Annotated in this window: 22 protein-coding genes; 16 read left to right on the plus strand and 6 right to left on the minus strand. The window is 60.0% G+C overall.

What is annotated here, in order from left to right; all coding sequences use genetic code 11:
• Positions 1-290 precede the first annotated feature (290 nt).
• Genes xdhA through xdhC form a run of 3 tightly spaced genes read left to right on the plus strand, consistent with a single transcriptional unit; the run spans position 291 to position 3,962 of the window.
• On the plus strand, positions 291-2,609 hold the full coding sequence (xdhA, locus tag BN4575_RS13335; protein WP_068978520.1) for a xanthine dehydrogenase molybdenum-binding subunit XdhA: 2,319 nt from the start codon (positions 291-293) through the stop codon (positions 2,607-2,609).
• The gene (gene xdhB / locus BN4575_RS13340) at positions 2,602-3,480 is read left to right on the plus strand and encodes a xanthine dehydrogenase FAD-binding subunit XdhB (RefSeq protein WP_068978521.1); all 879 of its coding nucleotides are present in this window, start codon (positions 2,602-2,604) and stop codon (positions 3,478-3,480) included. Before xdhA ends, xdhB begins: the two co-directional genes overlap by 8 nt.
• The gene (gene xdhC / locus BN4575_RS13345; protein WP_068978522.1) at positions 3,477-3,962 is read left to right on the plus strand and encodes a xanthine dehydrogenase iron sulfur-binding subunit XdhC; all 486 of its coding nucleotides are present in this window, start codon (positions 3,477-3,479) and stop codon (positions 3,960-3,962) included. The genes xdhB and xdhC overlap by 4 nt, the downstream gene beginning before the upstream one ends.
• A 125-nt stretch (positions 3,963-4,087) precedes the next feature.
• Here xdhC and BN4575_RS13350 read toward each other — a convergent pair whose 3' ends face one another.
• A complete protein-coding gene (locus BN4575_RS13350; protein WP_042062616.1) occupies positions 4,088-4,627 on the minus strand; it encodes a glycine zipper 2TM domain-containing protein in 540 nt (179 codons plus the stop codon).
• A 503-nt stretch (positions 4,628-5,130) separates the two neighbouring features.
• On the opposite strand from BN4575_RS13350, the gene BN4575_RS13355 reads away from it, so the two are divergent.
• A complete protein-coding gene (locus BN4575_RS13355) occupies positions 5,131-5,319 on the plus strand; it encodes a hypothetical protein (protein WP_068978523.1) in 189 nt (62 codons plus the stop codon).
• A gap of 163 nt (positions 5,320-5,482) precedes the next feature.
• Here BN4575_RS13355 and BN4575_RS13360 read toward each other — a convergent pair whose 3' ends face one another.
• The 3 genes from BN4575_RS13360 to BN4575_RS13370 form a co-directional block, all read right to left on the minus strand.
• A complete protein-coding gene (locus tag BN4575_RS13360) occupies positions 5,483-6,784 on the minus strand; it encodes a sensor domain-containing diguanylate cyclase (RefSeq protein ID WP_256028969.1) in 1,302 nt (433 codons plus the stop codon).
• Between the two features lie 234 nt (positions 6,785-7,018).
• The gene (locus tag BN4575_RS13365) at positions 7,019-7,222 is read right to left on the minus strand and encodes a hypothetical protein (protein WP_042021824.1); all 204 of its coding nucleotides are present in this window, start codon (positions 7,220-7,222) and stop codon (positions 7,019-7,021) included.
• Between the two features lie 665 nt (positions 7,223-7,887).
• Positions 7,888-9,129, minus strand: a complete 1,242-nt coding sequence (locus tag BN4575_RS13370; RefSeq protein ID WP_068978525.1) for a lipase family alpha/beta hydrolase — start codon at positions 9,127-9,129, stop codon at positions 7,888-7,890.
• A gap of 216 nt (positions 9,130-9,345) precedes the next feature.
• Between BN4575_RS13370 and BN4575_RS13375 the strand changes: the two genes are divergently transcribed.
• From BN4575_RS13375 to BN4575_RS13430, 12 genes are all read left to right on the plus strand, one after another.
• Entirely contained in the window at positions 9,346-10,332 is a 987-nt protein-coding gene (locus tag BN4575_RS13375) for a Wadjet anti-phage system protein JetD domain-containing protein (protein WP_068978526.1), read from the plus strand.
• Between the two features lie 909 nt (positions 10,333-11,241).
• Positions 11,242-12,375: a hydrogenase 2 small subunit gene (hybO, locus tag BN4575_RS13380; protein WP_068978527.1), complete on the plus strand. Its 1,134-nt coding sequence runs from the start codon at positions 11,242-11,244 to the stop codon at positions 12,373-12,375.
• A gap of 2 nt (positions 12,376-12,377) precedes the next feature.
• Positions 12,378-13,421 (plus strand): hydrogenase 2 operon protein HybA, encoded by a 1,044-nt coding sequence (gene hybA / locus BN4575_RS13385; RefSeq protein WP_068978528.1) that lies wholly within the window; start codon positions 12,378-12,380, stop codon positions 13,419-13,421.
• Positions 13,414-14,601 (plus strand): Ni/Fe-hydrogenase cytochrome b subunit, encoded by a 1,188-nt coding sequence (hybB, locus tag BN4575_RS13390; protein WP_068978529.1) that lies wholly within the window; start codon positions 13,414-13,416, stop codon positions 14,599-14,601. The genes hybA and hybB overlap by 8 nt, the downstream gene beginning before the upstream one ends.
• On the plus strand, positions 14,598-16,301 hold the full coding sequence (hybC, locus tag BN4575_RS13395) for a hydrogenase 2 large subunit (RefSeq protein ID WP_068978530.1): 1,704 nt from the start codon (positions 14,598-14,600) through the stop codon (positions 16,299-16,301). The genes hybB and hybC overlap by 4 nt, the downstream gene beginning before the upstream one ends.
• A complete protein-coding gene (locus BN4575_RS13400; RefSeq protein ID WP_068978531.1) occupies positions 16,301-16,831 on the plus strand; it encodes a HyaD/HybD family hydrogenase maturation endopeptidase in 531 nt (176 codons plus the stop codon). The genes hybC and BN4575_RS13400 overlap by 1 nt, the downstream gene beginning before the upstream one ends.
• The gene (hybE, locus tag BN4575_RS13405) at positions 16,813-17,340 is read left to right on the plus strand and encodes a hydrogenase-2 assembly chaperone (protein ID WP_068978532.1); all 528 of its coding nucleotides are present in this window, start codon (positions 16,813-16,815) and stop codon (positions 17,338-17,340) included. Before BN4575_RS13400 ends, hybE begins: the two co-directional genes overlap by 19 nt.
• Before the next feature lie 129 nt (positions 17,341-17,469).
• Positions 17,470-19,080, plus strand: a complete 1,611-nt coding sequence (locus BN4575_RS13410; RefSeq protein ID WP_068978533.1) for an ABC transporter substrate-binding protein — start codon at positions 17,470-17,472, stop codon at positions 19,078-19,080.
• A complete protein-coding gene (locus BN4575_RS13415; RefSeq protein WP_068978534.1) occupies positions 19,065-20,075 on the plus strand; it encodes an ABC transporter permease in 1,011 nt (336 codons plus the stop codon). Before BN4575_RS13410 ends, BN4575_RS13415 begins: the two co-directional genes overlap by 16 nt.
• The gene (locus BN4575_RS13420; RefSeq protein WP_068978535.1) at positions 20,065-20,880 is read left to right on the plus strand and encodes an ABC transporter permease; all 816 of its coding nucleotides are present in this window, start codon (positions 20,065-20,067) and stop codon (positions 20,878-20,880) included. Before BN4575_RS13415 ends, BN4575_RS13420 begins: the two co-directional genes overlap by 11 nt.
• Positions 20,874-21,662 carry an ATP-binding cassette domain-containing protein gene (locus BN4575_RS13425; protein ID WP_068978536.1) on the plus strand — a complete coding sequence of 263 codons (789 nt, stop codon included), beginning with the start codon at positions 20,874-20,876 and terminating at the stop codon, positions 21,660-21,662. The genes BN4575_RS13420 and BN4575_RS13425 overlap by 7 nt, the downstream gene beginning before the upstream one ends.
• Complete coding sequence (locus BN4575_RS13430; protein WP_068978537.1) at positions 21,662-22,306, plus strand: ATP-binding cassette domain-containing protein; 645 nt, start codon at positions 21,662-21,664, stop codon at positions 22,304-22,306. Before BN4575_RS13425 ends, BN4575_RS13430 begins: the two co-directional genes overlap by 1 nt.
• Before the next feature lie 21 nt (positions 22,307-22,327).
• Here the strand turns inward: BN4575_RS13430 and BN4575_RS13435 are convergent, their stop codons facing one another.
• Both BN4575_RS13435 and BN4575_RS13440 read right to left on the minus strand, forming a co-directional pair.
• Complete coding sequence (locus BN4575_RS13435; protein ID WP_068978538.1) at positions 22,328-23,158, minus strand: DUF2927 domain-containing protein; 831 nt, start codon at positions 23,156-23,158, stop codon at positions 22,328-22,330.
• Positions 23,159-23,184: 26 nt separating this feature from the next.
• Positions 23,185-23,688: a M48 family metallopeptidase gene (locus BN4575_RS13440; RefSeq protein ID WP_042021847.1), complete on the minus strand. Its 504-nt coding sequence runs from the start codon at positions 23,686-23,688 to the stop codon at positions 23,185-23,187.
• Positions 23,689-23,821 lie beyond the last annotated feature (133 nt).

The following is a 23,821-nucleotide window of genomic DNA, read 5'->3' on the forward strand; positions in this document are numbered from 1 at the left end:
CGGCCGCCTGTAGTTGAGTGGTGCCATGGCTATACCATTTTGATAAATCCCCCTACCAGATTGATAGGCTCTCGCCCTCGCAGCTCCCATTCTGCCGCTTTTTTCACCGTCGATGTGTCCCGTTTGCTCAGGGGCGGGTCTGCTTTTGTCGCTGCGGGTTGGCAAAGGGGAGCTAGACGGGATCCCCTTCACACTTCTCCCTATTGTCCTGGCGCGGGTGGGAAACAGGCGCATATCTTGCTGTTTTTTATGTCGGTTCCAGATTTTTCCCTTCGAAAAAGGACTTGCATATGTCCATAGGATTACCGCTCAAGCGGGTGGATGCCGAGGCCAAGGTGACCGGCAGCGCCCGCTATACCGATGACAACATCATGCTCGGGATGCGCCACGCCAAGTACGTGCGAAGCCATATCGCCCACGGCAAGGTGCTCGCCATCGATGCGACCGAGGCGCTGGCCCTGCACGGGGTCGAAGCCGTGTTTACCCATGCAGATGTGCCCACCACCTGTTTTCGTACCGCCGGTCACGCCTGGTCCCTCGATGAGACCAAACGGGATGTCAAAGATCGGCGCCTGCTCACCGACCATGTGCGCCATTTCGGTGATGGGGTCGCCATCGTGGTGGCGCGCGATCCGCTGGTGGCTGAAAAAGCGGCCGCGCTGGTCAAGGTGACCTACGAGCCGTTGCCGGTGATGACAGATGCCGGGAGTGCGCTGGCTGAAGATGCCTATCCCATTCACCCGAGCGGCAATCTGCTGCGCCAAAGCCAACTCAGAGCCAATGAACCGGAGCAGGCCATTGCGGCGGCAGACCTGCAGTTTCAGGCACACTACCGGACCCCTGTGGTGCAGCACTGCCATCTGGAGACGGTGACCTGCTACGCCTACATGGATCAACCGGATCACATCATAGTGGTCACCAGTACCCAGATCCCCCAGATTGTGCGCAGCCGGGTGGCCAAATCCCTCGGCCTGCCATGGTCCAGCGTGCGGGTGATCAAGCCCTATATGGGGGGTGGTTTTGGCAACAAGCAGGATGTGCTGGAAGAGCCGATGGCCGCGTTTTTGAGCTACAAGCTTGGCGGCGTGCCGGTCAAGGTGACTCTGAGCCGGGAGGAGTGCTTTTTTGCCTCCCGCACCCGCCACGGCTTTGCCATCGACGGCAAGATGGGCCTCAACCGCGACGGCACCCTCAAGGGCTATCAGCTCGACGTGCTCTCCAACACCGGCGGGTATGCCTCTCACGGCCACTCCATCGCCAGCGCCGGTGGCAACAAGATCAGCTACCTCTATCCGCGCAGCGCTTTTGGTTATGACGCCACGACCTTCTACAGCAACCTGCCCACCGCCGGTGCCATGCGCGGTTACGGCGCGCCGCAGGTGATTTTTGCCCTCGAATGCATGCTGGATGACGCCTGCGTCGAGTTGGGGTTAGACCCGCTCGATGTGCGTATCGCCAACGTGGCACGGGAAGGGGATGTCAATCAGGTCAACCAGAAGACCATCTACAGCGCCGGTCTGCCCGACTGCCTGCTGCGTGGTCGCGAGATGTTTGAGTGGGATCGGCTCAAGGCCGAGTGTCTGGGGCAGGATCCCGCGAGCCGGGTGCGGCGCGGCATCGGGGTGGCCTGTTTTAGCTACGGCTCCAACACCTATCCGGTGGGGGTCGAAATTGCGGGCGCCCGCATGCTGCTCAATCAGGATGGCACCGTCAATCTGCAGATCGGCGCCACCGAGATAGGGCAGGGGTCGGATACCGTCTTTGCCCAGATGGCGGCCCAGACCCTTGGGATCCCGTTTGAGCAGATCCGGGTCATCTCGACTCAGGATACCGACATCACCGCCTACGATCCGGGCTCGTTCGCCTCGCGCCAGAGTTATGTGGCGGCCCCCGCCATCCATCAGGCGGCGCTGCAACTGCGGGCCCGCATTCTGTCGCTGGCGGCCCAGCTCTGTCATCAGGATGTGGGGTCGCTGACCCTGATAGATGGTTACGTGGTGCTGGCCGGTGCGCCGGACAAGGTGCTGATCAGCGTGGCCGAGGTGTCGGTCAATGCCTACTACCACCTCACCATCGGCGGTCAGATCACCGCCGAGGTCTCCCACAAGACCACCACCAACCCGCCCAGTTTCGGCTGTACCTTTGTCGATCTCAGCGTCGATATCGATCTCTGCAAGGTGACCATCAATCGCATCATCAACCTGCACGATGCCGGCAAGATCCTCAATCCACAGCTGGCGGAGGGACAGGTGCATGGCGGCATGGGAATGGGGATCGGCTGGTCGCTGTTCGAGGAGATGATCATCGATGCCAAAACCGGCGTGGTGCGCAACCCCAACCTGCTCGACTACAAGTTCCCCACCATGCTGGATTTGCCAGAGCTTGAGTGCGACTTCGTGCAGACCTATGAGCCCCAGTCGGTCTATGGCCACAAATCACTGGGGGAACCGCCCATCATCTCGCCGGGCCCCGCCATCCGTAACGCCATTCGCATGGCGACCGGGGTGGCCATCAACGAGCTGCCCATCACCCCCAAGACCCTGTTCCGGGAGTTTGTCGCGGCGGGTTTGATTGGCGAGGGAGCAGGGGAGGAGCAACACCATGTTTGATATTGCCCGTTACTACAAGGCGCACAGCGTGGCCGAGGCGGTCGCCCTGCGTCAGGCTGACCCCGAGGCGCGCCTCTTGGCCGGTGGCACCGATGTGATGATCCAGCTTCATCACCTCAACGCCGCCTATCGCCATATCGTTGATATTCACGACTTGCCCGAGCTTAAAGGGGTAAGCGAGTTGCCGGACGGATCGATACGTATCGGCTCCGGCACCACCTTTACCGAGATCATCGAAAACGAACTGGTGCAGCGCCGCCTGCCGATGCTGGCCGAAGCGGCCGCCACCATCGCCGGTCCGCAGATCCGCAACGTCGCCACCTATGGCGGCAACATCTGCAACGGTGCCACCAGTGCCGACTCGGCAGCGCCTACCGTCGCGCTGGAAGCCGAGCTGGAGATCGCCGGGCCAGACGGCACACGCCGCATTCCCATCGCCGGTTTTCACACCGGCCCTGGCAAGGTTGCGCTGCAACCGGCAGACATTCTGGTGGCATTCCACTTTGCCCCGGACTCACACCCCCATGTGGGCTCCCACTACTTCAAGTACGCCATGCGCGATGCCATGGATATCGCCACCATCGGCTGCGCCGCCTACTGCCAGATTGAGGATGGCCACTTCAAGAGTCTGCGGCTGGCCTATGGGGTAGCGGCCCCGACGCCGGTGCGCACGCCTCACGCGGAAGCCGCGGCCGAGGGGCAACCCCTGACCCGGGCAACCCTTGCCGCGATTGCCGAGGCGGTGGTGGCCGATGTGGCGCCGCGCTCCTCCTGGCGGGCAGAAAAGGAATTTCGCCTGCACCTTATCAAAACCCTGGCGCAGCGGGTGGTCGCCTGCGCAGTCGAACGTGCCGGAGGCAAGATCCTATGATGCAACCGCAAACCTGTCCCGCCGTAGAGATCCAGTGCGAGATCAACGGCAAACCCTACTCCTATGCGGTGTCGCCCACCATGTCGCTGCTCCACTTCCTGCGCGGGCAGGGGCTGATCAGCGTGAAAGAGGGGTGCAGTGTCGGCGAGTGTGGCGCCTGTACCGTGCGGGTGAATGGCACAGCCATCGACAGCTGCCTCTATCTGGCGGTGTGGGCCGATGGCAAATCCATTCGCACCGTGGAGGGGGAGCGCAAAGGCAATGAGCTCTCCGACGTGCAGCAGGCCTTTATCGACGAGGGGGCGGTGCAGTGCGGGTTTTGCACGCCCGGGCTGGTGATGGCGAGCGCGGCATTGCTCGACAAGACAGATCGCCGTCCGCTGACCGATGCAGAGATCCGCCGCGGCCTTTCAGGCAACCTCTGCCGCTGCACCGGCTATCAGAACGTGGTGCGGGCGGTGAAAAAGTGCTGCAAGGAGTGACAGTTCGGGGGCCGTGACCGTTAGTGATGCGCGCCGTTTTTTGAAAAAAGGAAATCAAGCCGCCCCAAAAACCACAGGCCCGCCTCGAAAGAGGCGGGCCTGCTGCTGACTGGCGCCAGGAGACATCACACTTTTGGCTGGTCGATCACCAGTTTGCCATCCTTGACCGGAATGGTGGCGCCGGGGGCTTGCTTCATGCGGATCACCCCCTCCTGACCTGCGAGGCGATAGGTCACGTCATAACCGATGGTGTTGACGCTGCTATCCTGCACGGTTTTGCAACGTTGCTCGGTGGTGGTGTAGGTATCCCCCGCCTGCATATTGCCCTGCACCTGATTGCCGGCATAACCTCCCGCGACCGCCCCGGCGGCGGTAGCCACCTTCTTGCCGCTGCCGCCGCCAAACTGGTGGCCGACCACGCCACCCAGTGCTGCGCCGACCACGGTGCCGAGGATTTTGTGCTCATCCTGCACCGGCTTGCGGTGGGTCACGGTGACGTTGCGACACTCCTGTCTGGGGGTCTTGATGGTCTCGGTGATCGGCTTGCTGGCGATCACCTCGGCAAAGGTGGGCTGCGGCGTAAAGAGGGAGCCGCTGGCCGCGGCCGAGAGCGCCAGGGCCGAGGCGATGCCAATACCGATACCTGCCATCATGGATCTGTTCATTTTATGGTTCTCCTGCATACCCATACGGGCTGTTCCAATCTGGCGCCATCTTGTCATAACCGGTTGGCCGGACAAGGCGAGGGGGGCGGCTCTGCGACAACTGCTGGCAAGGTCGAAAAATAGCCACCCAGAAAAAGTGTCTGGCTTTGGCGACAACGCACTGAAAGTGACCAATTTCCGGCGCATGGCGGGCTCTGTCGGTGCGACAAGGAGCAATTCGAGTCGCATTTTGCAATGACATTCGCGGGCAGAAGGCAAGAGCGGCAAAATGCTGACGACTGTTGGTCAGGTATTTGCCATGAAAGCGGATATCTGTGGTCCGGGATCTGCGCCAACTGGTTGATAAATGGCTATAGCCCCCTTGAGCAGATGCCGATAAGAGATTACGGCAAGCATTTTGCTTTGATTAAGTGGCAGGCAAGGGTGAACGGGTTGGCAGACAGCCGCGTAAGACCTGATATGAAGATGTTCACCCGAGGTCACCGGATCAACGAGGGGGAGATATGTCAATGTTACCCAGCTGGATCACCCCGGCCATCCAGGCCAACATCATCACGGCGCAGCAGGCCGAACGTCTGCTCTCATCCCTCTACCGGCCCCTGGCCGAGCAGGGAGAGGAGCTTCCCGCCGATATCGCAGACATCAGCCTCAAACTCTACTGCTTCCGCCAGCAGAGCCAGGTGCATCACTAAGGCTGAATAACAACACCCCGCGCCAGGGCGCTGGGTGTTGTTACCAACGCATCAAGCGTCAGCCAATCAGGCCAGCATCACTTGCGCAACTCGCATCCATTGGTAACACAGGGCGCCATGGCCCAGTGATGGGGTTAATCGACGGGATAAGATAAATGCTGGTTTAGCTTGGTGCGCACACCACGCAATTGCGGCCAGCCTGTTTGGCTTGATAGAGCATCTGGTCGGCGCGGGCGTAGAGGCTTTCCATCAATTCGCCCTCACTATTTTCCACCAACCCGGCGCTGATGGTGATGATGAGTTCATCGCCATCGTGCAGGGCTAACGGACTTTGCATCACCTGTTGGCACAGCCGTTCGGCCAGCGACGAAGCCGCCGACACCCTGGTGTTGGGCAGTAAAATGGCAAATTCGTCGCCGCCGATGCGGGCTAGCACATCTTCGCTGCGCAGCACCGATTGCATCACCCTGCCCAGATGAATCAGCGCCCTGTCCCCCAAGGGGTGACCATAGCGATCGTTGATGCACTTGAACTGATCCACGTCCAGTACCATCAGTACCGAATTGACGTGGTGGCGGGCATTCAAACTCAGGTTCTTTTCGCATACCTCAAAGAAGAAACGGCGATTATAGAGGCCCGTGAGGCCATCTTGCACCGACTGCTTATGCAGTTGTTCCTTGAGTTGATGCAGCTCGGTGATATCGGAGGAGATGCCGATCAGGGTCGGGGTGCCATCGGCCAGTAAAAAGGGCACCTTGACGGACCAGTAGTATTGCTGATTGCCTTCAATATCGGTCAATGACTCTTCCCCGGCTTGCAGCTCGCCCGTTTCGAATACCCGGTTGTCCAGCCGCCACAGCTGGCAGGCGCTGGCCGCAGGAATCACCTCGTCATCGCGCCGATTGATGATCTGCTCGGCAGGAAGGCCAAGTAGATCAGAGACCTTTTGATTGACGTAGAGAAAGCGGTGCTGGCTGTCCTTCATATAGATATGGGCATCCACGTTGGCGAGGATGATTTCCAGCAATTGATGCTGTTCTGCCAGATGGGCCTCGATCTGCTTCTTCTCGGTGATATCGGTAGAGATGCCGCATAGGCCAATCAGTGCACCATCCCTGCCATACATGGGCTTTTTTACGCTCCAGTAGATGCGTTTCTCACCGGTCTCTTTGAGGTAGTTGATCTCCTCCTGACAAATCTCGATCTGCTGTGTCAGTACCTGACGATCATGACGTTGCAGGGTATCCGAGTGGTCGAGGTCAAAAAAAGCACTGTCATCCTGGCCCTGCAGCTCGGCCAGGGTGCAACCAAAGAGATCCAGCACTGCCTGATTGGCATAGACGTAGCGGCCATCCAGATCTTTGGTAAAGAGATAGGCACCGATCTCGTTGAAGATCGATTTGAGGTGATCCAGCTCATATTCTAATCGGGTGGATAAGGGGGCATCCTTCATGGGGTTGGCCATCCTTGGTCATTACAATGCGAGCGTTGTATACCGATGCAATGGGTATCAACTGTTTTAAATTAAGCACGGATCCCGAGATCATTCACGATTATTCCCGCAAGATCAGCGCCATATCACAAAGCATCTGTTGTGGGTGACGTGGCGGGATTTATAAGAGCCCTTTGCGAAGGCAGCCAGCACCTGTGGCGCCGGGGTGAGCGGCCATTATTGACGAGATCGACCGGATCGATGTAGTTACCCCTGCGGTATTCTGACCCCTTTATCAAGATAGAGGCTGCTGTAGTGGGAGCGATGGGTGACGAACATCACCTGATGACGGCTACCGTCGGAGAGGATAATAAAGTCGCCCGTCATGGCGGGGCTCTGCAGGGTGATCTCCTGCTCCGGGGTGGTCAGGCGATCGACATCTTCTTTGAAGGTGAGGGTGTAAGAGTACATATGGCGCTCCACTGCTGGCTCATATCAAACTCTCTGTTGAAGGTAGCTGCTGGCAAGGCCATACGCGGCGCCCGAATGGCGCCGTTAGAGCAAAAAGCAGGATAATCGGGTTGAACCGGGTTTTGGGGGGGAGCCGTAACCTGGTTAACCCAGGCCACTGATGTGCAAAACCGCCAGCTTAAGGTGGCCAACATATCGGGCTCACTTCACGCTGGCGGTTTTTGTTATTGAGGTATGTTCAGCTGCTATTTCAGGGCTTTTTTCAGTTTCTTGATCTTGCCTTCATGTTTGGCAATTTTCTCAAGACGTGCGGCGATCTTCTTCTTGATCTCTTTTTTGTTCACTTTGGCCATCGGTGGCGCTCCTTTGCTATGGGGACACACAAGGTGTCATGGTGGTCTGTCCTTCGACAACCCAGCCTGCCACAGGCGCCCGCTCTGGGCCAGCACTCTGTTGCATTAATAGACAGTTTTCGCTGGGGGCGACGATATACAAGGTCGTCGAGAATTCAGACAGATCAGTGACACAGCGGTAGGCAGATCTGCAGGCCGGCATAGTACTTTTCGGTGTTTCGTCCACCGGTTGCCACATTCACGATGCCATTAGCATCGTCCCCTGGCGGACGAATAAGAGGTGTCGCCGACCCCTTGTTGGTAGGCCGACCCTTATGCCTTATGCGGGGCAAGCCACTGCAGCAGTTGTTGGCCCACTTGCGGGCTGGCGAGCAGGGCCATATGGCTGGTGCGATAGGCAATCATGGTATGAGAGGGGGGGAAGGCCAGCTGGTGGCGCGCCTCGTTGTGTTGGCCGAGGGCGCTACGCAAGGGGACCAGCCCATCGCCAATCAATCTGTCTGCCAGCAGACTGCGTTTGGCGGCGGTGGTGGCCGCGATGGCAAAGCAGTTCACCCCGGCAGGCAGGGGTAGTGGCGTGCGCGGATCCCGCAAGGGCGTGGAATGGTCGGGCGCTGCGAGCGGCTCGATCACCTTGCCGTGGCGCAGATCCTTGATCCCGATGCTGCGCACCCTTGCCAGCCTGACAAAGGGCTCTGTGTAAGCGGTAGCGGGCAACAGTTGCTCTAGCCAATGGCCTGCATGTTCCAGCGGCGCACCATGGTGGGGGGTGCCGATAAAGAGCAGGTTACCGAGGTGTGCGGGCCAGGTGAGATCGTCGTGGCTGGCATAATGACAAGCGCTGCGGGCAACCAGCCCCCCCATGCTGTAGCCCAGCACGTTGATCTCCTTGAGTTGCCCCGGCCAGTGGCTGGTCAACTGTTCCAGCAACAGGGCCAGCTGTTGGCCATTTTGGGCAATGGGCAGCCCCGAGTTGTAGCGCAGATAGAGGGGGACATAACCAAGGGTATTAGCCAGATTTTCCCCATGATTGACGGGCTGGTCCTGATAGCGGGTTTGCCACTGCAGATCATTCATGCACAGGCCATGGACCATCAACAGTACCCGGCCTTCGGGGGGAAGATCTGCGGGCATCGCCTGCCAATCAAGAGGCTTGCCTTGATAGCGTAGGGTCATGGGGGTGGCGAGGGCGTTGTCGCTCTCGACCAGTTTGTCCCCCATTATTCCGTTGAGGGTGGCGATCAGGGCGGCGCGTTTGGGGGTCTCGGGAATGTGGTGCTGCGGCGGGGTCGGTGGCAGGTGCGTCAGCAGCCCATTAATGCCATGGCTCAAGGTGTTGGCCGCCCCATGCACCCCCTTGTAAACCAGCCCGGTGATCCCCGCTGTCTTCCCTTTGTCCCGCCCCTTAAACCCCATGCCGCTCAATATCGCTTGATGCACAGCTTCGGTCATCTGTACTGCGGCGGGCAGGGCCAAGGTGAGCAACTGCGCCAGCTCGCGGAGATCCGAAAAATGCCATGAGGAGGGTTGTGGTTTGTCTGTCGACTGGGTCATGGGAAGCCCTTGTGAAAGCGGGTATCGCGTTGTCGGCCCGTGCCGTACATTGGCGGCGTATCTCTCTATCAAACCAGCTTGCGCCGTTTGTGGCGGGTTTACCAGTAACGGGGCGGGCATGGAGGCTCTGATGAGAACCGCTTGCGAAGCCGGTCACAGTAATGACAGGGAAAATCACCTCTACTTCGTCATATGAAGCCATGTGGGGAGGTGAGGATGTCGCTGTTTGATGAAATCCGGGTACAGGAGTTGTGTGTCCGGCTGCTCGATAGCCAGAACGAGAAGGGCTGCTCCCTTGAGAGCAGGCATGGTAGGGAGTTGAAAGATCTGTTGCAGGCGGTTGACGGAGTAAAGCCTGTTAGGCTTGGTGCCCGTTGTGTGCTGACCGAGGCGGGACGGGCGTATCTGTTCGGGCAGTTGGCGCAGGTGCCGCCCCCCGAACCGGACAAGGGAGAGCAGTTGCAAAGCCTGGGGATAGCGTTGCCGTCACGGCTCAATCAGGCCAGCTTTCATGCGCTCTGGCACGGGGATAGCAAACATCCGCGCGTCGGGGACAACGCCAGCCCACAGTGTGCGAACATGACCTTGACTCAGGATGAGGTGATCCGCCTGCGCACGCTGGATCCGCTCTCATTGGTCGATAAGCATGGTCAACCTCAGGATATGACGGCGGTGATAACGCTACTGGGTGAGCTGGCCTTGCCTGAGCGGGCGCTGGCCACCCTGGCGGCCATCTGGTGGCAAGGGCATCAGGTCATCACGGTGGAGAACAAGGGCGCCTTTGTTGACTACCCGCTCCAGCCCGGGCAACTGCTGCTGTTTGCCCCCGGGCGCAATACCACCCTTGCCAAACGGTTTATCCCGCTATTGCCGCAGGGGGTGCAGTGGGCTCACTTTGGCGATCTCGATCAACGGGGTATTGATATCGCCATCGAGCTGGCGCGCGACCTTGATCGTCCAGCGCGGCTCTGGCTACCTTGCGATCTGCGGCCCTATCTGGGTCATTACGCCCGGCCTGTGGGCTCCTTCACCGCTGGCAGTGGCAAGATCCCCTGGCGTGCGCTGCCCTTGACTGAGGATGAAGGGGGAACGGAAGCGCTCCCTTGGCTGGATGTGCTGAAGAGTCAGGCCCAGTGGCTAGAGCAGGAGGTATTGATTACCGCCCCAGCTTGGCGGTGCTGGCCATTGGCAAGGTCGAGTTGAACTAATCATGGCATCACTCATCTGCAGAATAGTGGTGATGCTATCGTGATGTCAGAGCGAACCTTCGGGTGGCTACTATTTTCATCTTGCCATGTTGAGGGCGGTATAAATATTCCAGTATGGCTATTGAATAAGAGCTTTTATCATTATCGTGGTGTGTTCATGTCCATTTACGTGTTGGTTAATTACGTGAGGTGACGTTAAGGTAAATATTGTGCTGTTTAACAATGTAACTTGTATATTAACGAACAACTCATCAACAATAACGACATTGCTAATATGTTAATGATGCGGTGCTGGCGTTTTTGGCAGCACCATTAAATGTGAATCACCATTCATTTTTGTGCGTAAGTTTCGCCGTTTTAGAAAATTTTTCCCATTGGATAAGCAGGGCGGTTGTAGGGGCTGTTTTTCCATTGATAGCGTGGTGGGTGCCAGCAAGAGGAACGCAATGGGCCTGACGCAAGCTTGACCCGTGCTGCCAGTGCTGCCGGTGAAGGCGCATCAGGCAAGGGAGCCAAGCATCCAGTCTGATAGGGGGCAGCAAAGGGGATGACAAAAATATGCGGCTGGGTGCATGAAGATATATCCAGCTGAGCATTTATGGTGGCGTATCCGGTTTGTGAAATTAAGAATGTGCCCAAATCGCCGCCCATATTAATTTAACCCTTTGGTAAAGATTGGTCTGTTGTGCGATTAATTATTTGGCATCCAATTAAATTCATTAAATTTACGCGGTAGCTGGTATCTCTTTAGGGGTAAATAATTTGATTTGTGATGTAGCTCGCCTCGAAAATAGGGGTAAGCCTGTCGAAATTGATAGAGATCAATACTGCAGGGTGGGTGAGTCCTTAGCATTTCCGCTATTAAGCATTTACCAAACAAGTGCTCACTACGGGAATAAGAAGAATGGTCGAGGATAATTTTTTATCGGCTCATGGGATTAATCGCCGTGATTTTATGAAATTGTGTGCCGGGATGGCCGCAACCCTGGGATTAAGTCAGAATGCCGTCGCCAAGATGGCCACCGCGCTCACCAGCCCCGAGCGGCCGCCGGTGATCTGGATTGGGGCGCAGGAGTGTACCGGTTGTACCGAGTCACTGCTGCGGGCAACTCACCCCACCATCGAGAACCTGATCCTCAATACCATTTCGCTGGAGTACCACGAGGTACTCTCGGCGGCGTTTGGTCATCAGGCGGAAGAGAACAAGCACAACGCCATCAAGCGCTATAAAGGCAAGTATCTGCTGGTGGTGGATGGCTCCATTCCGCTGAAAGATGGTGGTGTCTACTGCATGGTGGCCGGTGAGCCTATCGTCGACCATATTCGCCGTGCCGCCGTCGATGCGGCTGCGGTCATTGCCATCGGCTCCTGCTCCGCCTGGGGCGGCGTGCCTGCCAGCGGTAGCAACCCGACCGGCGCCGTCAGTCTGGAAGAGGCGCTGGGCAATATCGGCACCCCGATCATCAATATCCCGGGTTGCCCGCCCAATCCCCACAACTTCCTCACCACGGTCGCTTACTACATCACTTACGGCAAGTTGCCGGCGCTGGATAGCAAGAAGCGCCCGTTGTTTGCCTATGAGCGCCTGATCCATGAGAACTGCGAGCGTCGTCCGCACTTCGACGCAGGGCGTTTTGCCAAGGAGTTTGGCGATGAGGGCCACCGTCAGGGCTGGTGCCTCTACCATCTGGGCTGCAAGGGGCCGGAGACCTACGGCAACTGCTCGACACTGGAGTTCTGCGATGTGGGCGGCGGCATCTGGCCGGTCGGCATCGGCCACCCCTGCTATGGCTGCAACGAGCAGGGGGTCGGTTTTAGCAAGGGGATCTTCCAGCTGGCCAAGGTCGAGAACCCGACCCCGCGGGTGGATAAACCCGATGTGAAGATCCAGGAGGGGGGCTATACCTCGCCCACCGCGACTGGCCTGATCGGTGGCGCCCTCGGGGTGCTGGTAGGGGTGAGTCTGATGACGGTGCGTGAACTCGGTCGCCAGCAGAAGCGCCACGAAGCCGGGCAGCACCCATCACGGGAGGAGTAACCGTGAACAGACGCAATTTCCTCAAATTCGCCTCTGCCAGTGCACTGGCGGCAGGTGCCGCCGTGCCCGGCAGCGCACTGGCGGCGGCCAAGAACAAGCCGCCCATTCCCGGGTCGCTCGGCATGTTGTATGACTCCACCCTCTGCGTCGGCTGTCAGGCCTGTGTGGCGGAGTGTCAGCGTTTGAATGGCAACCCGTCCAATCCGGAGGGAGCACAGACCTGGTCCACTAACGACAAGCTGACCCCCTACACCAACAACATCATTCAGGTGTGGAAGAGCGGCACGGGTGAGCATAAGGATCAGCTGGTGGATGGCTACGCCTACATCAAAAAGCAGTGCATGCACTGCGTCGATCCCAACTGCGTCTCGGTCTGTCCGGTGCAGGCGCTGACCAAGGATCCCAAGACCGGCATCGTTCACTACGATCCGGACGTCTGCACCGGCTGCCGCTACTGCATGGTGGGCTGCCCGTTCGATGTGCCCAAATATGACTACGACAACCCGCTTGGAGCGATCCACAAGTGCGAGCTCTGCAACCAGAAAGGGCTTGAGCGGATTGATCAGGGCAAATTGCCCGGTTGTGTCGAGGTGTGCCCCACCGGCGCCGTGATTTTCGGCACCCGCGAGGAGCTGATGGCCGAGGCCAAGCGCCGCCTGCTGGCGAGCCCTGGCAGTGAATATGCCTATCCGCGCCAAACCTTCAGCGCCAACGATCCTTACCTGCACGAGGTGCCCAACTACCAGCCTTACGTCTATGGCGAGAAGGAGGGGGGCGGCACTCAGGTGCTGGTGCTGGCCGGGGTGCCCTATACCAAGCTCGACATGCCCGACCTGCCGGAGCTCTCCTCCGGTGCCCGCTCCGAGCATATCCAGCACACCCTCTACAAGGGGATGGTGCTGCCCATGGTGGTGCTGACCGGCCTTTCGGTGCTCATTCGCCGCAATACCAAGAAGAACGGTCACGATCATGACGATGATCATGATCAGGGGAGTGCGCAGAGCAAGGATCAGGACGCAACAAAGGGAGGCAAGGATCATGAGTAACCATAAAGCTCATCCCCTCGGCGGCAAGCTGGTCAGCTGGCCGGTGCTGGTGCTGGCACCTTTTGCCGTGCTGTGCGGCATGCTGATCCTCAAACGTCTCGTCTTCGGTCTGGGCTCGGTCACCGATCTCAACGGCGGCTATCCCTGGGGGCTGTGGATCTCCTTTGACCTGCTGATCGGCACCGGTTTCGCCTGTGGCGGCTGGGCGCTGGCCTGGGCGGTCTATGTGTTCAACCGCGGCGAGTATCACCCGCTGGTGCGACCGGCCCTGTTGGCGAGCCTGTTTGGCTATTCGCTGGGGGGGCTTTCCATCACCATCGACGTGGGGCGTTACTGGAACCTGCCGTACTTCTACCTGCCCGGCCACTTCAACACCTCCTCGGTGCTGTTCGAGACGGCGGTCTGCATGACCATCTATATCGGGGTGATGGCGCTGGAGTTCGCGCCGGTATTGCTGGAGAAGTTTGGCTGGAAGGCGTCACTCATTCGCCTCAACAAGATCATGTTCTTCGTCCTGGCGCTGGGGGCACTGCTGCCCACTATGCACCAATCCTCCATGGGCTCCCTGATGATAGTGGCGGGGGAGAAGATCCATCCGCTCTGGCAAAGCTACGAGCTGCTGCCGGTCTTCTCGCTGTTGACCGCCTTTATCATGGGCTTTTCCATCGTGGTGTTTGAGGGCTCTTTGGTGCAGGCGGGACTGGCGGGACGTGGCCCCAACGAGAAGTCGCTGTTCTACAAGCTGACCCAGGTGATCGATATCTTCCTGATCCTGTTTGTGGCGCTGCGCTTTGCCGAGATCGTCATCAATGACAAGTCGGAGTACCTCTCCGATCTCAACCGCTTCTCCATCATGTTCTGGAGCGAGATTGCGCTGATGATCTTCCCGCTGCTGGTGTTCCACTGGGACAAGAGCCGCCGCGATTCGCGTATGTTGTTTCTGGGGGCCCTCAGCATGCTGCTGGGCGCAGCCCTCTGGCGACTGGATTACTCGCTGCTCGCCTTCAACCCCGGCAATGGCTACCACTACTTCCCCTCTGCGGAGGAGGTGCTGATCTCCGTTGGCTTCGTGGCCATCGAGGTGTGTGCCTATTTACTGCTGATCCGGCTGTTGCCGGTACTGCCATCACTTGAACGTGTTCACCAAGATTATCAGGCCCGAGGGAAAGTCAACGTATGAGCCAACGAATCACCATAGACCCCATCACCCGCATTGAGGGGCACCTGCGTATCGACTGCGAAATCGAAGGCGGAAAAGTGACCAAAGCCTGGTCGTCCGGCACCATGTGGCGCGGGATGGAGGAGATCGTCAAGGGCAACGACCCGCGCGATGCCTGGATGATAGTGCAGCGCATCTGCGGGGTATGTACCTCCATTCACGCCATCGCTTCGGTGCGGGCCGTGGAGAACGCCATCGGCGCCAAGGTGCCGGTCAACGCCCAGTACATCCGCAACCTCATCATCGCGGCCCACAACATCCACGACCACATCGTCCACTTCTATCAGCTCTCCGCGCTGGACTGGGTGGACATCACCGCGGCCCTTGAGGCCAATCCGCAAAAAGCGGCGGACATGCTCAAGGGGGTATCAACCTGGTCCCTCAACAGTGCCGATGAACTGACCAAGGTGCAGGACAAGATCCGCGCGCTGGTGGCGAGCGGCCAGCTCGGCATCTTTGCCAACGGTTACTGGGGTCACAAGGAGATGAAGCTGAGCCCGGAGGTAAACCTCATCGCCGTGGCCCACTACCTGCAGGCGCTGGAGTGCCAGCGCGATGCCAACCGCATCGTCGCTATCCTCGGTGGCAAGAGCCCACACATCCAGAATCTGGCGGTGGGCGGCGTGGCCAACCCCATCAATCTGGATGCGCCGAGCGTGCTCAACCTAGAGCGGCTGCTCTACGTGAAGAGCTTTATCGACCGGCTCGGCGAGTTTATCGAGCAGGTCTACAAGGTGGATGCCGCCATCATCGCCGCGCACTACCCCGAGTGGCTGAATCTGGGGCAGGGGGCCAAGCACTACCTGAGCGTGCCGGAGCTCCCCACCGACGGTGACGGCGGCAGCTTCCTGATGCCGGGCGGCTACATCGAGAATGGCAATCTGGCCAGCTATCGCCCCATCGAGAGCCATCAGGATGGCTGGCTGATGGACGGTATCGCCGAGAGCAACAAGCACGCCTGGTACAAGGATGACGAGCCTCTCAAACCCTGGGAGGGCAAGACCGAGCCCGATTACACCGGCTGGCAGGATGACGGCAAATACTCCTGGGTCAAATCCCCCACCTTCTACGGCAAGGTGGTGGAGGTGGGGCCGCTTGCCGACTTGCTGGTGAAACTGGCCGCCAAACACCCGGAGACGGTGGCGCATTTCGACCAGTTGAATGGCATCTACAAGGCGCTCACCGGCTCGGCCATCAAGACCGAACAGCTGCACTCCACCATGGGCCGCATCATCGGCCGGGCGGTGCGCTGCTGCGTGCTCAAAGATACCCTGTCAAATCAGTGGAAGGCGCTGGTGGACAACATCGGCAAGGGGGACACCACCGCCTATATCAAGGCGGAGATCCCGGCGGACAAGGAGTTTCGCGGGGTGGGCTTTGAAGAGGCACCGCGCGGCATGCTCTCCCACTGGATCGTCATCAAGGGCGGCAAGATCGAGAACTATCAGGCGGTGGTGCCATCGACCTGGAACTCGGGCCCGCGCAACTTCAATGACGAGCCCGGTCCCTACGAGCAGGCGCTGGTGGGCACCCCGGTGGCGGATCCCGCCAAACCGCTGGAAGTGGTGCGCACCATCCACTCGTTCGATCCCTGCATGTCTTGCGCGGTCCACGTGGTGGATACCCAAAATGGCGAAACGACTCAGGTGAAGGTGCTGTGATGAACACCCTGATCCTGGGCGTCGGCAACTTGCTGTTGAGCGACGAAGCCGTCGGCGTGCGCATCGTCGAGGCGCTGGGGCGCGAATACCGTTTCGCCCCCGGCATCGAGCTGCTCGACGGCGGTACCGCTGGTATGGAGCTGCTCGAAGCGATGGCCAGTCGCGATCACATCATTCTGGCGGATGCGGTGCGCAGCGGTAATCCGCCGGGCATAGTGGTGACCCTGAAGGATGAGGAGATCCCGACCCTGTTTGGTCGCAAGATATCCCCCCATCAGCTGGGGCTGGCGGACGTGCTCTCGGCGCTGCACATGACGGGGGAGTCGCCAAAGCGGCTCACCCTGATCGGCATAGAACCCGAATCCCTCGAACCGCGCATCGGGCTCACCCCTGTGGTGGCGGCCGCAATGGGGGAGGCGACGGATCGGATTTTGACCCTGCTGGCCAGTGTCGGTGCCCCTGCCATCCCGCTCTCTGAGCAGGAAAAAGCTGAACAAGCGCGGGAGGGCCTATGGCGCAGTCCCATTTAAGCGAGGCAGATGCCATGCAGGAACGCGTGCAGGAGTTTTCGGGTTTTGCCACCAATCCTGCGCCGTTACTGGTAGCCCAGTATGAGCGGATCGCCCGGGAGGAGATGCAAGGGTTGCCCTTCTATCACGCCACCATGCCAATAGTTGCGGAGTGCGTGCTGTTTGAAGAGCAGTGGCTCGGCTGCGTGCTCACCCCCTGGATGCTGAGTGTGGTGGTGCTGCCGGGGCCAGATCAACTGTGGCCGGTGCGCAGCAGCAGCGATCGGCTAGCCCTGCAGCTCCCCTGCGGCAACCTGACCTTTATGGTGGGTGAACTGCCCGAAAGTGGTCAGCTGCTGGCCTGCTCCCTGATGTCGCCGCTCGAACCCCATCTCGGGGCCGAGCAGGGGCGCTCACTGGTGAGCAGCACCCTCAAGATGCTGCTCTCCTTGCCGGTGCAGCAAGGGGCTGGCGGTGTGGATCTGGGGCGCAGACGGCTATTTGGTGCCCGGCGTGGCCAACCGGCATAGTCGCTAGGTTTCACGCGAAATCAAGTTTAGAATAGGGGGCCACTTTGGCCCCTCACTCGCATTTACCAGCACGCATTCAACCTCTTCTTTCAGAGATAAAGAGTGAGTGGAACCATAAAAAGGATCCCCATGACGATTCCACGCAATTGCCTTCGCCATTACGTCGGCCCCAGTGCTGCCGCCCTGTTGACTCTGCTGCTGGGCACCGCCTCTCATACTGCGCTGGCCGCCGCCCAACCTGTGCCTGCCGAGCTCAAGCTTGCCATCGGTAGCGAACCCACCGAAGGGTTTGACCCTTTGCTGGGTTGGAGCCACGGCAGCTACCTGCTGCTGCACAGCCCGCTGCTCAAGCAGAACGCTGATCTCAGCTGGCAGGATCTGCTCACCCAAGCGGTGACTCCGAACAAGGATGGCAAGGGGTGGCTCATTACCCTCAAGGCTGATCTGAAATTCTCCAACGGCGCACCGCTCACCGCCGAGGATGTGGCCTTTACCTACAACAGCGCGGCCCAGGGCGGCGGCAAGATCGACATGGGCAACTTTGTCTCGGCCAGGGTGGTCTCACCCACCGAGGTGGCCATCACCCTGAGTGCCCCCCAGAGCACCTTCGTCAACGTGCTGGGCTCGCTCGGTATCGTGTCGAAGAAGGATTACGATCCCAAGGTATATGCCCAAAAGCCTGTCGGCGCAGGCCCTTACCGGTTGGTGAGCTTCCTGCCCGGTCAGCAACTGGTGGTGGAGGCGAACCCCTATTACGCCGGTGGCAACAATGATTTCAAACGGCTGGTGTTTGTCTTTATCGATGAAGAGAGCGCCTATGCCGCTGCCCAGAGCAGCCAGCTCGATCTGGTGCGCATCCCCCCGTCGCTGGCGCCCACCGTGCCTGCCTCCCTCAAGCTGTGGGTGCGGCCGAGCGTGGAGAACCGTGGCATCGTCTTCCCCATTCCTGCTGCGGGCAGTAAGGATGCCAAGGGTTATCCCATCGGCAACGACGTGACCTCGGATGTTGCGGTGCGTCGCGCCATCAACTACGCCATCGACCGCAAGCTGCTGGCCGATCAACTGCTGGAAGGGCACGCCATCCCTGCCGATAGCGCGGTGGAAGGCTTGCCCTGGCTAAACAAAGCCACCGCCTTCAAGGACGGCGATGCCGCCCATGCCAACGCCCTGCTCGACGAGGCAGGCTGGAAGATGGGCAGTGACGGCATTCGCCACAAGGGCGACCTGCGCGCCGCCATTACCCTCTGGTACACCAGCGGTGACAGCACCCGCCGGGATCTGGCGGAAGCGGTGCGCGCCATGCTCAAACCCATTGGCCTTGAGGTGAGCCTCAAATCCGGCAGCTGGGAGCAGGTGGAGCGGGAGATGCACGCCAACCCGGTGCTGATGGGGTGGGGGAGTCTGGATCCCATGGAGCTCTATCACCACTACCAGAGCGGCTCCGGTGGCGTGGAGTTCTACAACCCGGGCTACTACAGCAACCCTGTGGTGGATGGCCACCTCAAGCAGGCGCTGGATGCCCCGAACTGGCAGGCTGCCGTGCCGTTCTGGCAGCAGGTGGAGTGGGATGGCAAGACCGGCGCCGGGGTACAGGGGGATGCCGCCTGGGCCTGGCTGCTCAATGTGCAGCATACCTATCTCGCCAACCGCTGCATCGATCTTGGCAAGGGGGCGCCGGAAATCCACGGTAGCTGGTCCCTGCTCAACAACCTGCAGGATTGGCGGTGGACGTGCCGTTAAGTTCGCCTTTGAGTCATTCAGGTTATCTGTTGTTAAAAGCCCTGCTGCGTCTGGCAGGGCTGTTATGTCTGGTCTCGGTCGCCACCTTTGTGCTGCTGAGTTACTCCCCCATCGACCCCATCAAGGCCTATATCGGCAACGATCTGCTCCATGTGCCGCCGGAGCAGTACGCCCGCATTGCCGCTCGCTGGGGGCTGGATCAACCGCTCTGGCTGCGCTACTGGCACTGGTTTAGCCAGGTGCTGCAGGGGGATCTCGGTTACTCCATGCTCTACAACGCACCTGTGGGTGAGGTAATTGGCCAGCGCTTTGCCGCCTCCTTCCTGCTGCTGGCTGGCGCTTGGCTGCTCTCCGGCTTTTTCGGGATTTTGCTGGGCCTCAGCGCCGGTCGCTATCTCAACCGCTGGCCCGATCGCTTTATTTGCCGCTTTGCTTACCTGCTAGCCTCCCTGCCCACCTTCTGGGTCGGCCTGTTGCTGCTCGCCCTGTTTGCGGTGCACTGGCCGCTACTGCCGGTCTGCTGCGCCTGGACGCCGGGGCTCGCTGCCGATGAGGCGGATTGGGTCATGCGGTTGCGTCATCTGCTGCTGCCGGTGACCACGCTCGCCCTGCTCGGGCTGGGCAATATTGCCCTGCATACCCGGGCGCGAGTGGCCGAGGTGCTGGAGAGTGACTTTATCCGCTACGCCCGCGCTCAGGGGGATGGCGGCTGGCCCATGCTGCGTTTTCATGTGCTGCGCCACGCCCTGACCCCGGCGCTCTGCCTGCAGTTTGCCTCCCTCGGCGAGCTGATTGGCGGCTCGCTGTTGGCGGAGAAGGTCTTCTCCTATCCGGGGCTCGGCCAGGCCACCGTGGATGCGGGGCTGCGGGGGGATATCCCCTTGCTGATGGGCATAGTGCTCTTCTGCACCCTGCTGGTCTTTATTGGCAACACGGTGGCCAGTTTGCTGCTGGCCAGCATCAATCGAGGCTGGGAGGGTGAGCATGCTGTTTAATCCGTTTCCCTCCATACTGCGGCTGGTTTTTGCCCTGCTCGGATTGGCGCTGCTGGCCACTTACGGCTGGAGCCTCTCTCATCAGGATGTGCCGATGGATCTGCTGGCGCGTCAGCAGCCCCCCTCGCTGGCCCACTGGTTCGGCACCGATCAGATGGGGCGGGATCTCTGGTTGCGGGCTTTTCAGGGCACCCTCACCAGTCTGGAGCTGGGGATCAGCACGGCGCTCTGTAGCGGGTTGCTGGCCATGGTGGCGGCCAGCGTGTCGCTCATTCACCCCAGATGTGATGCGGCGGTACGAATGGTGATCGACGCCATGCTGGCGCTGCCCCATATGCTGCTGCTGATCCTCATCTGCTTTACCGTGGGGGGCGGCATGCGCGGGGTGATCCTGGCGGTGGCACTGACCCACTGGCCCAAGCTGGCGCTCATTCTCTGCGCCGAGGCGCGGCGGATCGCCTGCAGCGACTATGTGGTGCTGGCCCGCTGTCAGGGGATGGGGGCGCTGCGTCGCTGGCGCATCCACCTGCTGCCGGGGCTGTTGCCCCAGTGGTTTATCGGCACCTTGCTGATGTTTCCCCATGCGGTGCTGCACAGTGCGGCCTTGAGCTTTCTCGGCTTTGGGCTGGCGGCCCACGAGGCCTCCCTTGGCCTGCTGCTGGCCGATGCCCTGCGTTATCTGGCTGGTGGCGGCTGGTGGCTGGCCCTCTTCCCAGGGCTGATGTTGTTGCTGCTGGTTCTGCTGTTTGATCAGGCTACCCGCGCCTTGCAACAGCTGTTGTGGCACAGGAGTGAACCATGCTGAGTTTTGATCAGGTGACCATAGAGGCGGCCCACTACTCCTGGCTGGGGCGGCGCAGCTGGCAGCCTTTGCTGACCGATATCAGCCTGCAACTGGCACCGGGGGAGATAGTGGCACTGGTGGGAGGGAGCGGCGAGGGCAAGAGCCTGCTGCTGCAAAGCGCTCTGACATTGCTGCCGGACAATCTGCGAATGCGCGGCAGCATCTCTCTCGATGGCACGCCTCTGTGCGATGCCGGTAGGGCCCGTCTGCGCGGCCACACCCTCTGCTATGTGCCACAGGGGGTAAGCGCCCTCAATCCGCTGCTGACGGTGGAGCGCCAGCTAGGCCGGGCGGCACGCCTCTGCGGCCAGAATGGTTCTCGCGAGCGGCTCGGCGAGCAACTGCTGCGCTACCAGCTGCCCGCGACCACCCTAGACAGATTCCCACGCCAGCTCTCCGGCGGCATGGCCAAGCGCATTCTGGCCTGCACTGCGGCGCTTGGCGGCGCCCGCTACATTCTGGCGGACGAGATCACCGCCTGGCTCGACGACGAGCTGGCCTGCCTGTTGCTCAGCCAGTTGCGCGAATTGGCCAATCAGGGCAGCGGTATCCTCTGGGTCACTCACGATCTGGCGCTGGCGGCCCGTTTTGCCGATCGCATCGTGGCGCTGCATCAGGGGCAGGTGAGCGATACCTTGAGCAGCCACCATCTGCGCCAGGGGCAGGGGAGCGAGATGCTCCGTGCCCACTGGCAGGCGCTGCCCGAGTTCAATTCGCTCTTTGCTGTGTCGGAGGTTTCCTGATGTTTGAAGTACGAGATCTCACCATCGCCCAAGGGGAACGCCCCCTCTGGCAGGGGCTATCGTTGGCAGTCAAAGCGGGCGAGCGGCTCGGCATCTCCGCCCCGAGCGGTTATGGCAAGACCACGCTGGGGCGGGTATTAGCCGGTTGGCAACCGGTTCGGGGAAGCGGGGAAATACTGCTGGATGGGCAGCCGGTGCCTGAGCCAGTGAAGGGGTATAACCCCATCCAGCTGGTGCCCCAGCACCCGGAACTCACTTTCAATCCCTATCGCACTACCGGCCAGGCGCTGTGGGATGTGTGGCGTCCCGATGAGACCATGCTGGCCCGTTTTATGGTCAAGCCCGAGTGGCTCAGTCGCAAACCCGGTCAGCTATCTGGCGGCGAGTTGGCCCGCATCGCGCTGCTGCGAGCCCTTGATCCCCGCACTCGTCTGCTTATTGCAGATGAGGTGACCGCTCAGCTGGACCCGCAAATCCAGCGCCATATTTGGTTGGAGTTGATGCGCGAGTGCGAACAGCGCGGGCTTGGTATCCTGATTTTTAGCCACCAACAGGCGCTGCTGCGCCAGATCTGCCATCGGGTGTTGCGCTTCGAACCTCACTGCGAACCAGTGGTTGGGGAGATGGCAGCCACTGCTGCCTGATAGCACCGGCAGGCGAGGTATTCACAGTCCCGCCCAGTTTTTCAAACTCTGCTGCTGCACCCGGCGATTGGCTTCGCGGATCTCCCCCTTGGCGCGCAGATCCGCCAGCGCAATGGGCAGTGCCGCGCGGATCTCGTCACTGTTCATCCCTGCCTTGAGGGCCGGGTGATAGGCCATCTTGAGTAGCACATAGTCGAGGCCGGTCAGAAAACTGTCGATGCTGTTGTCATTGAAGATGGAGGGGAACACCTTGTCCGAGTCGTTGGGTAGCCCCATCACCTGGGTGAACTCCTCCACCACGCAGTCGAGAAAACGCCCCTTGGCCCGGCTGTAGTCCACCGGAATGATGATGGTCGCACGGCTGATCTCGTGCTGCGGATTGGTGGCGAAGTTGGCAAGGCAGAGCCCCTCCTTGAGGGCGATGTTGACAGACGGGTCGTTCCCCATGGTGCGGTTGGCCCAGCTCTTCATCTTGCTGTAGTCGGTCATGATCAGGGTCAGATTGGGCTTTGTGGTCACCATGCTGATGGGGTGGCCGGTGATGCGGGCCAGATGGGCCGCCTGCACCTTCACCACCTCCGCTTGCAGCGGCTTGTCCCCCGACTCGTTGATGAGCTGCAACCGGATCGGTTGCTGCCAGCGGGCAAAACGGGTCTGCTTGGCTTCGCCATACTCCCGCTCCATGGCGATGGCCATAAAGCTTTCGACCAGATAGCTGTCGCTCTGCCAGCGCTCATCGGCCCGGGCGCTGTGGCCCGCGAGCAGAAGCAGCAGGGCCAGCAGCCCGCGTGATGCGCGCCCCACATTGGCAATAAATAGCCTGGTGCTAAAGGGGATAGCGGCAAATGACATGTTTCCTCCTTGAAACGGTTGTCAGCCTAGCGGCTGGCCTTGTCGATATCGCGCCAGGTGAGCCAGAGTCTGAGATCAAACTCCAGTTGATGATAGTCCGGCTCCATGTGCTGGCAGAGCTGATAGAAGCTCTTGTTGTGATCCTTCTCTTTGATGTGGGCCAGCTCGTGTACCACGATCATCTTCAGAAAAGGGGGCGGTGCCTCTTTGAACAGAGCGGCGATGCGGATCTCGTTCTTGGCCTTGAGCTTGTTGCCCTGGATCCGGCTGATATAGGTGTGCAGGCCGAGGGCATCCTTGATGACATTGATCTTGCCATCGAAGACCACCTTGGATAACGGCGCCGAACTCTTGAGGTAGCGGTTCTTCAGCTCCATGGTGTAGGCCAGCAGCGCCTTGTCACTCTGGACCTGATGGCTATCGGGATAGCGTTTGGCCAGCATATCTCCCAGCTTGCCTGCACTGATCAGTTGTTGTACCTGGGCTTTGAGGGGATCTGGATAGCCACCCAGATAAGTCAGTTCCGCCATGTCTATTACTCGTTACATCCAAAAGAGCGCCATTGTAGTGATCGCCGGCCCGCTTGCCTACTGCTGGCCGCCTGTGGCTAGCTTCCTGACCCTGTTCGACAGGCATAAAAAAATCCGAAACCCTGCAACAGGT

Origin of the sequence: Aeromonas sp. EERV15 (genome assembly GCF_900079845.1) — a bacterium.
Lineage (GTDB): Bacteria > Pseudomonadota > Gammaproteobacteria > Enterobacterales > Aeromonadaceae > Aeromonas > Aeromonas sobria.